Below are 12,804 nucleotides of genomic sequence, written 5' to 3'. Positions count from 1 at the left end.
GTAGGCTGAGGGGCTTGAATTTGAAACATTAATTTAAAAACTAATTACTCCACCCAACTAATCAGCATTAAATCACATAGGGGGCTTTTAGCGAGCTTCCTAATCTTGTGCTGGTAGTTTAGACCTAAAGAGTCGATATAGTTCTTAATTTCAAAGAAATGTTCTGGCGAATGGTAAATCGAGGTAAGGAGAATAGGTTTATCTCTTTCAATAACTGACTTTGAGCCAATTAGAGCATCAAAATCAGCCCCCTCCACATCATACTTTATTAGTCCAACTCGCTGTTCGGAGAAGTTATCTTCAATATATCTATCAATTGTAGTAACTTCACATTCATTGCTATTTTCATCAACTGACAAAGTTGACGTTGTATCTCTTTCTTCATAATAAAGAGTACCACATTCATTAGAAATACCCATTTTTATAGGTAATATAACATCTGACAACTTGTTACGATCTACAACACCACACATAGTATTAAACCAATGTTCTACAGGCTCGAATGCAAGCACGTTTTTAGGTTCATATTCGGAAAATATAAGTGCAGTATCCCCCCAATACGCGCCAGCATCAATTGCAATACTTCCCTTAATTCGTTCTAAGATACCTTCGTCGAGAAAAATAAGTCCGCTTTCATAATAAATAGGGCATAGAAAGGTCTTTAATTTACCTATGTCATACCGAGAACGGAATTCTCGGGTTTTTTTTGCAGTCTCTCCTGAACTATATGGATATAGTTCATCTTCTGAGAACAACTTATCCATTCTGTACAAAATGGGGGTCCCTCCTGGAAGAGACTGCGGTAAATCGAACATGACTCGCTTTACAAATAAATCAATAGCCTCATGACTTTTGCGATCTGTACCTTTCTTCAAAAGATGCAAACTACTTTCAAGCTTACCTTCCTGCTCAAGTGCAAGGAAATAATTGCGAAATGGCTTAACAGTAAAGACTCCAAGCTCTTCATTTATCTCAAAATATTCTGACTTAGAATAACTAGCGGAATTTAATTTCGCTAACTGGTCTTTAACAACCTTCTGGTTCGATACTTGATTCTGTAAAATCTGGCTCTGCATATCCAAAATGCTCTTTCTCAAATCAATAAGGTCATTTTGTAATATAGCAACTTTTTTATCAGTAGTATGAACAGTTCGAATAGTCGATTTTATCTTCTGGATATATTTAAGCATATTCTAAGCCATTTATTCGTTTATAGATTTAACATTCACAAGCCATTATTAAACCTTACCACACAATAGGGATAAATTATAATAACATACCATGCTACGATCACCTAAAATCTTAAGGGAACAACACGCTCTACAATCAAGTAGATTCATGATGCAGAGTACAAAACTCAACTCTTAGAAACTTGCATCTTCTACTAACTCCACCAATCCTACAGCTGAATGTAAAAAAGCAACCAAATTATTATTAAACAAAACTGCTTCTTTAGGTGGGCTAATTAGAATCATTCCTTTTGATTGCAAATCAGATATAGATGACTTGATATCCTTAACTGCGTAGCAAACATGATAATATGACTGCCTATTAGACACTATGTTTTCCACAACTTTACCCGAAACCAGCTCTATTTGACTGCCATCAGGAAGTTGTAGCATGCATAATTCGGCATCCTGATTCGCATCGTATACTACTTCACTTGCGTTTGCAGAAAGCTGAATAGACAACTTTTTAGCAGTTTTTTCGATATCTTTACATGCACAACCAACATGATGAAATTTCATATTTACTCAACCTCTATCAACCTATAAGGGCGGTCTGCATCACCATCACCTTTGAATAATCTAGCGCTATTGGAATTTGTAAAGTAGTACTTATCTTCATTCTGTTTTAAAAATGGTTCGAAGTAATTTGGCACTATAACTTCGTCATCTTCTCTAATAGTTAAGCCCGACTGGACTAGGTCTAAACTATTTATTCCATGACTATATAGATCAAAATACTCATATCCATCTCTTTTCAATATATCGTCCAAAAAATGAACCATGCAAGGTAATGAAACATCACCTATGATATCAACTAATCTTAAAACTTTGCCCTGATTAATATCGATTGGCCGAACAACAATATAACCGTCAATACACTCTCGTTTATATTGAGCAAAAACGAGGTATTGATAACTAGGGTGCGAAAAGTATCGATGGTTTAAATACCATATCGTTTTAGCTAGTTCACCATTATTTTTAGGGATATCAATAAATGCATTAACTTGGCGAAAACAATTTTTCGAATCATATTGAATAATATTATTTTTAATATCACCATCAAAAATATCAAATTCTTTCATGGCATTATTTAGTCGGTAAGAATGGGTCATTTTCCCAATATCGAAGCCAAGCAACTTATATATCAGAAGAACATCTTTTCGAACACCTACCGACGAGATGCTTCGATATCCTTTATTCATTACAAACTTTACTAGAGCTACTCCCGTACTTGAATCATCATCGACACTTCGCCATAAAGATAAGAAAACATCACTATCAGGCTCCACTTCATTATAAAAAGTGAGTCCTAAGCAAGCGACAATACGATCCTGTTTCTTAGCAATAACAAAGTTTATTGAACTTCCATGACCTTTATATAAGAAATCAAAAAGCTGTTTTGACCTCACAACAGAAAAATCTTCGCTCCAATTTTTGGCAAGAAATTCATTAAGCTCATGGTAATCAGCTTCTGTACAAAATCTTATCTCGACGCTACTCATTTATATCTACAACCTGTTTAAACTGAGATGGATCTAGATGGTAAGAATGCTGAATTCGCTCACCTTCAGGAGGGAATTCCATATAGTTTTTATAGTGATTAGTTAGAACTTCATGAGCTTTGTTTGGCACAGATAGGAGCTCCCCTTCGAATTCAACTTTTTGAGGGGGGTATAATTCTGAACTATAATATGGCATGATTTTTCTAAGATTCCATGGAGCTTTCGAAACTATAATCTTATCTCCGACAGGCGTCTTTCTTGCTTTGTCAATACCTTTTTTATAATCAACATTTACACCAACCCTATAATCTTCGAATACATTGTCAATACCATGACTAGCACTAACTTGAACATGATTTAGGGGTAAGATAGGAGATAATAGCTTATATAATAGCTTTTGTGGTCTTTTAATATAAAAGTTGGCCCCCTTTAAAAAGTCTCGTTTCTTAAACCCCTTCTTTATTTTTATATATTCTTCAGGAGTAAACTCTAAAGTAGGGAAAACATCTACAAAGCCGTGGACTTGATATACATCACTGTCTTTGAGAAACCTTTTCCTCCAAGTTCTTTTTTCTTCAGGCAGCATTTTGTTATAAGCGAGTGAGGCTGTCGATAAAGATGGGTCGAAGTGAGCTACTTGATAAGTATCAGCTCCTTTAGAAAGAGACATTTCTATATCTACTGTGTCTTTTTTTACAACCCTAAATATTGCATAAGATATCTTGTCAATCACCCAATCTAACGAAGTACTACAATATGATTCGGGATCCTTTAAAATGCCCTCAAGATAAATGTCTTTTATCATCCATCCCCAATCACAATCGTAATACCAAATTTCGTATTTATCGAATAGACCTTCTTTAGCTAACGAAATAATGAAGCTCTTAATTTTATCGTTGGACATCAATATATCGGCATCGTTATCCCATGGAATAAACCCTTTATGTCTAAGAGCCCCCAGTGCCGAGCCAGCTTCGAGCGTATAATCAATATCATATTTACCAGATATATATTCGATATCTTTTAAAATATCCATCATCTCATTCTGGTATCTGGCAGTATCTTTTTTGGGCGTGTGCAGAAAAGGTCGGGTATTAATGTACATCTTTAATATACTCTACAATAAGTTTTTGGAGTGCAACATGATCATCTTTAGTCAAGTTTCCCGCATGCGATATTCTAGGTATATCTTTACCTAACCCCCATGCCGACTTGTTAATTAGCATTCCTTTACTTTTCAAGTAATCATATAATCCTTCTGAATTACCTTTATGTAAAGAGAATGCAGATATAGCATTTGAAGGTGTTTGTGGAAATAATTCAATACCATTTTCAACTAAGTATGTTCGAAATTGAGTTGCATTTTCTTTTGTGGCCTCAATAACCTTATCTAACCCACCTAGATTATCGATTTCATTAAACCTCTCGATCAACTGCATTAAAACAGATACAGAAGAAGTGAACGGAGGCTGCCCTCTATCATATCCGTCAAAATATCGTTTTAAGTCCAAGTAGTAAGATTCATTGCACTGGATAGCATTTTGTGCTTTTTCATCCACAACAACGAAACCCAATCCTGGAGAAAGTCCTAAGCCTTTGTTAGAGCTAAACAAGGTTACATTAATGCCCCAACTAGACATATCATATGGATCACATGCGATTGAGCTAATTGCATCGCATATAAAAAGAACGTCATGCTTTTTACAGAGAGCCCCAACTTCTTTTAAATTATATAGCTGCCCAGTAGATGTTTCATGAGCATTAATAAAGAGCGCCCTAGGCCTAATAGCACATAGTTGTTTTTCTAGAGCTAATAAATCGATATCTTGCCCGAAAGGAACTTTATGTTCTTCAACATTTCTATCATAGAACTTTAATAAATCAACAAAGCGCTCCCCAAAGCTACCACCATTAATAGCAATGACTCTATCAGACTTTTTAGTAAAGTTAGTAACTGCAGCTTCCATTGCGGCTGTTCCGCTCGATGAAATTATCGCAACCTTAGAATTAGGTTCTGCGCGCACGAGATCTAATAATCTAGATTGAATTGTTAAAACTTTATTGGCAAAGCCTGAGTCTCGAAAATATTCTGCTTGCAAAGATCCAGCTTTTAAGACACCTTCCGACATCTCGACAGGGCCTATTGTGAAGTATTTCATAATCTTTTTTCTAATATTTCCAAAACTGATGAGAAGGAATCAAACTTATCAATATCGTCAATTGAAACAATAGGCCCAAACTCATCAATTACAACTGATAACAATGTTACTGTAGCTAATGAGTCCCAGTTTTTGTACTCAGATTTATGTTTCGCTTCTTCAAGATTTTCCCCGTTGAGGATTACATCTTCAAATATTTCGATTAGTTTGTTTTTGATATTCATTTAAAAATCTCACTAAGTGCAACGCCATTGTCTTGGCATAATGTATTTATATCTAGATAATAAGATTTATTTTCGCTGTCACTCTGAGCATCAAGAAAGCCAAGGTTATCGAGCAAAAATTCAACTGGTTTATTCTTTTCAGATTTTATATATTGGGCCTTAATTTGGGTAACATTCATAGATTGTAATTCTTTACAAACACCATCTAGAATATAGTTTTCAAATTTACGATTAAAAACACGACAGCTCATTACCCAATTCTTCAATGTAAAGACGTTTCCATCAATATCTCCCCACAGGGTACTCACTAATCCATAATTGCTATTAACATCAGATAGTGAAGCAGTTATTAGGTAACCTTGTTTGCTACTCTCTTCAACTTCAGGCAAAGATAACCTTATTCCAGTCAAATTAAACTGATTTGTTTTATTGATCAGTTGATGAACTCTAGTTATATTAGCGTCTGTTAAAGGACTCAGCTCTGCTTTCATTGATAATGATTTTAAATAATCATCCATATTTCCGTTTGATGCATTAGATTCAAGCTTAATCATAGATTTGAAGCTATCACTCCTATTCATGTCTTCATCTGACAAAGACAATGTTTCAAAAACATATTCCGAAGATAGGGCATTTAAGTATGAAAGAGCATTATTAGCGACATCTGGTATGTAAACTTCAGGTAATCTAAACTTGACTTCATTGCGTTCAAAATCCGAATCATCAATAAATACGATTGAGTCCATACCGATATTTAGTGATTTTTTAATACTAGCAATATTATCGGACTTAGACTCCCAGTTAATCTTAGTAACATGAAAGTCCTTATCGGATATAATCATCCTAGGATCTTGTAACCCTTCTAAAGCGACTGACTCAGTATTTTTAGAACAAGCAGCAAATGCAATACCTCGATCCCTAAGCGGCATAATAAGCTTTTGAAATAGAGTGTAGCTCTCACCTACTGGAGTTTCTAATCCAACATGCAAATTGGCAACACCATCATCTCCGACAATACCTCCCCATAGTGTATTGTCTAAGTCCAATACCAAAGCTTTTTTTCCATACCCTTTAAAGGTAGATACTATCGCACTAAAGCTTCGAGCAATTTCAGTTATTGCTCTCTGTGTATAGGGTTGTTTAAAGGCAAAGTAACTTTGGTCATCTCTCCAGTTTTCCAATCCAACTTTTGAGCTTAGGTAGTTAATATCGTTAATAACTAATCGTGGATTACTCTCTGCTAACTTAGCTAAATCGACATTAATTTCATTTATAAACCGCACACTCCCCCCAGGCAGTGTACTCTCTATATTACCATTTATTCTATAGCTAAAATGTTCAAGGCTATTTAAAACAACAGATGCCTTTGTTTTAGATACGATTGCATCAACGCACTGTTCTAATTCTTTTAAGTACGCTTCCTTCTTAGATGACAGCTCTTCTATATCATCGCTTATATTAGGCCAGAACTTCAAGTTGTCGATGGTCGAGTGGATGTAAACTAAGTCAGGAGAAAAACTTACTAACTCTTTTGAAAACCTACTTTCAAAATAATATGCATTGTAATCTCCCTCAAAAAAAACTGGTGACAAACCGGACTCAAGAAGAATAGACTCGATAATAGCTTTTAAGGGGTGTAAAGTAACACCGGATAAAAGGGCAATTCTAACTTGAGGATAATTGAATCTTGAGTTTTCATGAGAACGGATTATTGCTCTATGTTTTCTAAATAATTGTTTCTGTTCATCAATTGACGAAAACTTAATCATTACTTATCTTCCTGCCAGCCGTTTCTTATCTTTTCTTTTAGTTGTGTTGTACTTACTGTTTGCGTATATGGAAGAAAAACCATTTCAATACTAGGGTTGTCAATAGCCCACTGCAGACCAGGGTGAGACTTGTTTCTCCAATCATCCCCAATTGTCATTATATCAATATCCAAACTAGACATGAGTTCTACGCTAAAAAGTTCTTCTTGGACTACCACCTCATCAACACAATCCAAATGGCGAATTATCTCAATTCGATCGGCTAAAGATATTATAGGTTCTTGCTGTTTATATGATTTTACCAACTCATCAGTGCTAACTCCTACAACTAAGTAGTCACCTAACGCTTTAGATGCTTTAATTACGTTTAAATGCCCAATATGGAATAGGTCATATGTCCCTGACGTATATACTTTTTTCACCTAGCAACCTCTTAGTTAGCCATGATTCTAGTCAATGCGCTCTATGTAAAATAGCAGAATAAGCTTAACATTTTACTATACTTTTCTGGTTCAGAAAAATGCTATTTGGCTTTATACTTCACGATATTCATACTTACCTCATACCAATCGTAAGAGCTCTCACGACATGTTGTATCCCAATGCCTATCTCACAACTATATTGTAGGTCTTACTTAACCGATAATTAGCAGTTTCCATCACTTATAGGCTTTGTTGCGGAAATCGAATGAACTAAATCAAAATATTACGATCAGATCAGGGACATTCATTTACTGACTTTGATTTCATGCCGAAGCCTCGCTATAAAACCACCAACTGGCGCAAGTACAACAACTCCCTAGTCAATCGAGGTTCACTCACTTTCTGGATTGACGAAGAAGCAATAACAGAGTGGAAATGTCAGAAACAATCTAAACAGCATAGACGTGGTAGACCGTGATTGTTTAGTGACTTAGCTATCACGACCGCTCTCATGGTGAAGCGCATCTTTTCGTTGCCCTTAAGGGCGCTACAAGGCTTTATAGACTCAGTGTTTAAATTGGCGAATGTCCCATTGGTTTGTCCTCACTATACTTGTATAAGCCGCCGAGCCAAGGATGTAGACGTTAATTTCAAAGCCTCAACACGAGGCGCCATCCAACACCTAGCCGTTGATGCAACTGGGCTCAAGGTATACGGTGAGGGAGAATGGAAAGTGAAAAAGCATGGAACTGATGGCAAGCGTCGAGTCTGGCGTAAACTCCACCTTGCGGTTGATACAGACACACATGAAATTATCGCCGCAGAGCTGACACTATCAGGTGTGACCGATGCGGAAGTACTCCCCAACCTACTCAAGCAAACACGCCGAACCATCAAGGAAGTCTCGGGAGATGGTGCTTACGATACAAGAGAATGCCACAGAGCTATTAGGGTTAAGAAAGCGACACCTTTAATCCCTCCGCGTGAAGGTGCCGCTTTCTGGGAAAAAGGGCATCCACGTAATCTGGCAGTTGGCTGCCAAAAGCTCTATGGCTCGAACAAAAAGTGGAAACAGAAGTACGGTTACCATAAGCGGTCATTATCGGAGACTGCGATGCATCGCGTAAAACAACTACTAGGAGCTTCACTCACGCTTCGAAATTACAACGCACAAGTGGGTGAGACTTACGCCATGATTAAAGCACTCAACAAGCTAACTGGGATAGGTATGCCTGAAACTCAGTATGTTGTTTAAAATGCGAGCTATTTAGCTAGCGTTCGCTCTTTAGCTGAATTCGGCAACAAAGCCTCACTTATATTTACAACTCCCCCTCTAGTCGAGAGCTCGGAGTAAACCTCTATCGTTTAGACATAAGTAGAGGTATAATGTCGAAAATCGAAGGAAGAACTACAATTATGACTATGAAAAAAAATATAGCTGTGATCCTTGCAGGAGGCATGGGTAGCCGCTTTGGCGGAGACACGCCAAAGCAATTTGCAAAGCTGTCCGGCAAGACTGTTTTTGAACACACACTATCAACTTTCGAACAACATGTAGAAATTGATGACATTATAATTGTCTGTCGTGCCGAATATACTTACCTAGTTGAAGGGATAGTTAACCAATCAGGCTTAAAAAAAGTAAGCCATATAGTTAACGGTGGAAAAGAGCGCTCTGATTCTACTTTGTCCGCATTAAAATGTATTCGTAGCAGCTACGCAAGCCAAGAGAATATAAATCTATTAATACACGATAGTGTACGACCATTTATCTCGAGTGATGTCATTTCTGAATGTATAGCAGAACTTATTGAGCACCATGTTGTTGATGTAGCAGTGCCTTGTACTGATACGATAATTAAAGTCCGTAATGGCTTCATATCTGATATACCAAATAGGAACCAGCTATATCAAGGACAGACTCCTCAAGCATTCAGAATGCTCACACTTTCAAAAGCATATGAGCGCTTAGTTGAAGATCCTCAAGCTTTAGTTACTGATGATTGCGGTGTCGTTAGAAAATATCTTCCAGACGTAAAAATCAAAGTAGTTCCCGGTGATTATAATAATATAAAGATCACTAATCCTCACGATATACAAATAGCAGATATACTATTCCAACTAAACCAAAAAAACGCAAATGCAACAGCTACCATTGATAAATTCAATGAAAAAGTTGTCGTTATCTTTGGCGGTAGCTATGGTATTGGTGCAAGTATAAAAGATCTATTAACTAATTCGGGCTGTATTGTTTATTCATTTTCAAGAACAGAAACAGGTCACTCAATTACAAATACAAAAGCTGTTTCTAACTTCTTAGATAATATTTTCAAACGCCATAAAAAAATTGACATGATCGTAAATACCACTGGTAGTTTAACTAAGAAACCTCTGAAAAACATATCAGACATAGACATAGATGAAGATATTAACGTAAATTTAATTTCTTGCTTTAAGTTAGCAAAACTATCTTTTCCATACCTAAAGGAAAGCAAAGGAAGCCTTACCTTCTTTAGTTCTAGCTCTTACTCTAGAGGGCGTGCATTTTACTCTGTTTACTCCGCAACCAAAGCCGCTATTGTAAATCTAACGCAAGCTCTTAGCGAAGAGTGGGGCGTTCATGGTATTAGAATTAACTGCGTAACTCCAGACAGAACCAAAACACCAATGAGAGAGAAAAGCTTCGGTAACGAATGTTCAAACACCTTACTCGATCCCAATACAGTAGCTAAAGTTGCGTTGGGTGCGATGACAAGCGATACAACTGGTGTAAATTACCGATGTCAGCTTTAATAAAAGCGAAGTATTTTAAGGTTTGTATGCTTAACCTTGTTAAGAGAACATTTAAGAAATTTCAGAAACTTGGCTCGGATAAAAACCCTAATTTAACGCCAATAGTTATGCATCACACAGGGCCTGCGACAAGCCTATATCAGGCGAAAATGTGGATTTCTACTTTAGAGAAGTTGGGGCCAAACATTTCAATAGTAGTTAGAGAGAAAAGCCACCTAACACTAAAAGATTACACGACAATACCCGTATATTTCATTCCTGATGGGCAAGATTTATCAAACTTATGTATTAGGAAACATGTAAAAGTTATACTTTATACTGCTAATATTGGAAAGAATATTCATATTGTCAGAAATATAGGAATTAAGCATGTTTTCTTAGGGCATGGTGATAGCGAAAAATCAGCAAGCGCACATAATGTATTTAAAATGTATGATCACGCCTTTGTCGCCGGAGATGCCCACATCGAAAGATTCAAGCGAAATGGCATTAAACTACCTGATGAATATTTTATAAAAATTGGTCGACCTTCAATAAACTCAATCAACGAAGTATCTCCTAAGGAATCAGTGAAAAGAAACACTGTGCTATATACCCCTACCTGGGAAGGAGCTCATTTAGACTCTCATTATAGCTCGATATATAAATCTCAAGAAATAATAGATACCTTATTAAATCTAGGACTAGATGTCATATTCAGACCTCACCCCTTAACAGGTATAAACGACAAAAAGGCAAAAATAATTTTGGATGAGATTCGAAGAAAGTATGCTTCCAATGTAAAAATAAACATCGACAACTCCACCAATATATATACACAAATGAACAACTCCAAATTCTTGATATCTGATATTTCCAGTGTAATCTCCGACTATTTATATTTCAACAAACCTATATTTCTATATATAAATGATGAAAACACTCGATCTTCTAGTGTAACAAAGTACTGTACATTATTAGATGAAAATAACATATCCGACTTAGGAATAATGTATGACAAAGACTTAAAGAAGAAGGAAAGGCGATTGGCTAGAGATTTCGTATTAGGAAAAGAGCCAGAGTCTAGCTGCAAAACGCTTATAGAAGCCTTAGAAAGATTATCTAATATAAAAACACAAAAATATGAATGAACACACTAAAATCAGAGTAGTTAATTTTTTTCTCGATTTTCTTTTGAGCTTTTTCTTTTACTTTATAAAACGAAAGAAAAATAGAATCATCTTCATGTCATCATACTTAGGGGACTACACATCCAACTCCAAGTTTTTATTCGAAGATTTGATAAATCAAGATATTGGCTATGAATTGAAATTTGTAGTGAATGATGAACATTTACGCAAATCCCTTGAAGAGAGATTAGGCAAGCACTTCATATCAAATAAAACGCTTAAGGAAAAAATATATATCCTAAATGCGAAATATTGGGTTTGTTCTTATTTTGACATGCCTGTTCAAGGAATATTTTTATCTTTCCGAAGAATCGTTTTGCACCTTGGTCATGGTATCCCAGTTAACAGGGTGAGATCGCGAACATTTTCTAACCACTTAGAATGATCGGTTTGACGATCATATCTAGCTGTGATCATATACTCTCTTTTAACAAAGAGACCTACCCACAATGCATATCGATGAGTTTAAAGAGCACTTCCATTTAGTCGCAGATAAGCGCCAGTCAGCAAAGGTTACGTATTGCTTGTTTGAGGTTCTGTTCGGCTCATTGTGCGCTGTTATTGCTGGTGCCAAAGGTTGGTTTGATATTCGTGAGTACATCCTTGGTCATCATGAGTGGTTTAAACGTAATGGTATGTTTGTTAATGATATTCCTGCCGATGATACGATTGCTCGCATTATCTCTAAGATAGAACCAGAGCCCTTTCATACTTGCTTTATAAACTGGATGTCAGCAGTACATTCCCTTACTGAGGGGCAAGTCGTTGCGATTGATGGTAAAACACTTCGGGGCTCCTACAACCGAGATGACCGAGCTAGTACTATCCATATGATTAGCGCCTACGCTTCGTCCAATAAGCTCGTACTTGGACAGCTCAAAACAGAAGAAAAGAGCAACGAGATCACAGCAATACCTGAGCTCATCAAACTTCTTGATATCAAAGGCGCTCTAGTCACAATTGATGCGATGGCATGCCAAACGGAAATAGCCAAAACTATCATCGAACAAGATGCTAACTACTTACTTGCGGTTAAAAATAATCAAGGAAAGTTACGCAAAGCAGTAGAGCAGGCTTTTGCAAAACAACGAGCATCAAAGCCCAAAAATATCAAAATCGAGCAGGGTCACGGCCGTATTGAAGTCCGTCAAAGCTATGTGTTAAGCAGTGAAACGCTCGAAGGTAACTTCTCTCGTTGGAAAGGATTAAAATCGGTCATTATGGTGGAAAACTTCCGTTACCATAAAGGCAAAGTAGCAGAGCTAGAGTATCGATACTACATCAGCTCAAAGCAATTGAGTGCGGAGCAAGCGGCAAGCGCAGTAAGGGAGCACTGGGGTATCGAGTCAATGCACTGGGTCTTAGATGTGACGATGGCTGAGGATGCCTGCCAAATCTATAAAGACCACGGAGCCGAAAACCTAGCTTGCCTTCGCCATATAGGGTTGAATATGTTGCGCACAGAGCCGACTAAACTCAGTATCGTTGGAAAACAGAAGCGTTGTATGATGAACACAGCGATGCTAGAGGCGGTCTT

At 36.9% G+C, this 12,804-nt stretch carries 11 protein-coding genes and 1 pseudogene; 4 read left to right on the top strand and 8 right to left on the bottom strand.

Going from position 1 to position 12,804, the window contains the following annotated elements; all coding sequences use genetic code 11:
- Positions 1-44: 44 nt before the first annotated feature.
- The 8 genes from DA100_RS15645 to DA100_RS15610 form a co-directional block, all read right to left on the bottom strand.
- Positions 45-1,190: an FkbM family methyltransferase gene (locus DA100_RS15645; protein WP_138972980.1), complete on the bottom strand. Its 1,146-nt coding sequence runs from the start codon at positions 1,188-1,190 to the stop codon at positions 45-47.
- 174 nt (positions 1,191-1,364) lie between these two features.
- A complete protein-coding gene (locus tag DA100_RS21540) occupies positions 1,365-1,748 on the bottom strand; it encodes a VOC family protein (RefSeq protein WP_138972979.1) in 384 nt (127 codons plus the stop codon).
- A gap of 2 nt (positions 1,749-1,750) precedes the next feature.
- Complete coding sequence (locus tag DA100_RS15635; protein WP_138972978.1) at positions 1,751-2,731, bottom strand: hypothetical protein; 981 nt, start codon at positions 2,729-2,731, stop codon at positions 1,751-1,753.
- Positions 2,724-3,770, bottom strand: coding sequence for a LicD family protein (locus DA100_RS15630; protein WP_171052234.1), 1,047 nt, complete (start codon positions 3,768-3,770; stop codon positions 2,724-2,726). Before DA100_RS15630 ends, DA100_RS15635 begins: the two co-directional genes overlap by 8 nt.
- Before the next feature lie 55 nt (positions 3,771-3,825).
- Positions 3,826-4,860, bottom strand: coding sequence for an aminotransferase class V-fold PLP-dependent enzyme (locus DA100_RS15625; RefSeq protein WP_171052233.1), 1,035 nt, complete (start codon positions 4,858-4,860; stop codon positions 3,826-3,828).
- A gap of 26 nt (positions 4,861-4,886) precedes the next feature.
- The gene (locus tag DA100_RS15620) at positions 4,887-5,114 is read right to left on the bottom strand and encodes a hypothetical protein (protein ID WP_138972975.1); all 228 of its coding nucleotides are present in this window, start codon (positions 5,112-5,114) and stop codon (positions 4,887-4,889) included.
- Positions 5,111-6,883: an HAD-IIIC family phosphatase gene (locus DA100_RS15615; protein ID WP_138972974.1), complete on the bottom strand. Its 1,773-nt coding sequence runs from the start codon at positions 6,881-6,883 to the stop codon at positions 5,111-5,113. The genes DA100_RS15620 and DA100_RS15615 overlap by 4 nt, the downstream gene beginning before the upstream one ends.
- On the bottom strand, positions 6,883-7,305 hold the full coding sequence (locus DA100_RS15610; protein ID WP_138972973.1) for an adenylyltransferase/cytidyltransferase family protein: 423 nt from the start codon (positions 7,303-7,305) through the stop codon (positions 6,883-6,885). Before DA100_RS15610 ends, DA100_RS15615 begins: the two co-directional genes overlap by 1 nt.
- 325 nt (positions 7,306-7,630) lie before the next feature.
- Between DA100_RS15610 and DA100_RS15605 the strand changes: the two are divergent.
- The 4 genes and pseudogenes from DA100_RS15605 to DA100_RS15585 form a co-directional block, all read left to right on the top strand.
- Positions 7,631-8,560: pseudogene (locus DA100_RS15605) on the top strand (IS5 family transposase).
- 131 nt (positions 8,561-8,691) lie between these two features.
- Complete coding sequence (gene ispD, locus DA100_RS15600) at positions 8,692-10,098, top strand: 2-C-methyl-D-erythritol 4-phosphate cytidylyltransferase (protein WP_240800943.1); 1,407 nt, start codon at positions 8,692-8,694, stop codon at positions 10,096-10,098.
- Complete coding sequence (locus DA100_RS15595) at positions 10,086-11,228, top strand: CDP-glycerol glycerophosphotransferase family protein (RefSeq protein WP_138972972.1); 1,143 nt, start codon at positions 10,086-10,088, stop codon at positions 11,226-11,228. The genes ispD and DA100_RS15595 overlap by 13 nt, the downstream gene beginning before the upstream one ends.
- 488 nt (positions 11,229-11,716) lie before the next feature.
- On the top strand, positions 11,717-12,804 hold a 1,088-nt coding region (locus DA100_RS15585; protein WP_138972970.1), incomplete at its 3' end, for an ISAs1 family transposase.

Source organism: Vibrio sp. Hep-1b-8 (genome assembly GCF_006124995.1).
GTDB lineage: Bacteria > Pseudomonadota > Gammaproteobacteria > Enterobacterales > Vibrionaceae > Vibrio.
Note: the sequence above shows the minus strand (reverse complement) of the source record. Positions and strands in the feature narration are given on the sequence as shown.

Excerpts from the sequence above, each read along its gene's own strand:
- DA100_RS15645 (WP_138972980.1), bottom strand. The coding sequence starts at position 1,190 with ATGCTTAAATATATCCAGAAGATAAAATCGACTATTCGAACTGTTCAT.
- DA100_RS21540 (WP_138972979.1), bottom strand. The coding sequence starts at position 1,748 with ATGAAATTTCATCATGTTGGTTGTGCATGTAAAGATATCGAAAAAACT.
- DA100_RS15635 (WP_138972978.1), bottom strand. The coding sequence starts at position 2,731 with ATGAGTAGCGTCGAGATAAGATTTTGTACAGAAGCTGATTACCATGAG.
- DA100_RS15630 (WP_171052234.1), bottom strand. The coding sequence starts at position 3,770 with ATGATGGATATTTTAAAAGATATCGAATATATATCTGGTAAATATGAT.
- DA100_RS15625 (WP_171052233.1), bottom strand. The coding sequence starts at position 4,860 with ATGTCGGAAGGTGTCTTAAAAGCTGGATCTTTGCAAGCAGAATATTTT.
- DA100_RS15620 (WP_138972975.1), bottom strand. The coding sequence starts at position 5,114 with ATGAATATCAAAAACAAACTAATCGAAATATTTGAAGATGTAATCCTC.
- DA100_RS15615 (WP_138972974.1), bottom strand. The coding sequence starts at position 6,883 with ATGATTAAGTTTTCGTCAATTGATGAACAGAAACAATTATTTAGAAAA.
- ispD (WP_240800943.1), top strand. The coding sequence starts at position 8,692 with ATGTCGAAAATCGAAGGAAGAACTACAATTATGACTATGAAAAAAAAT.
- DA100_RS15595 (WP_138972972.1), top strand. The coding sequence starts at position 10,086 with ATGTCAGCTTTAATAAAAGCGAAGTATTTTAAGGTTTGTATGCTTAAC.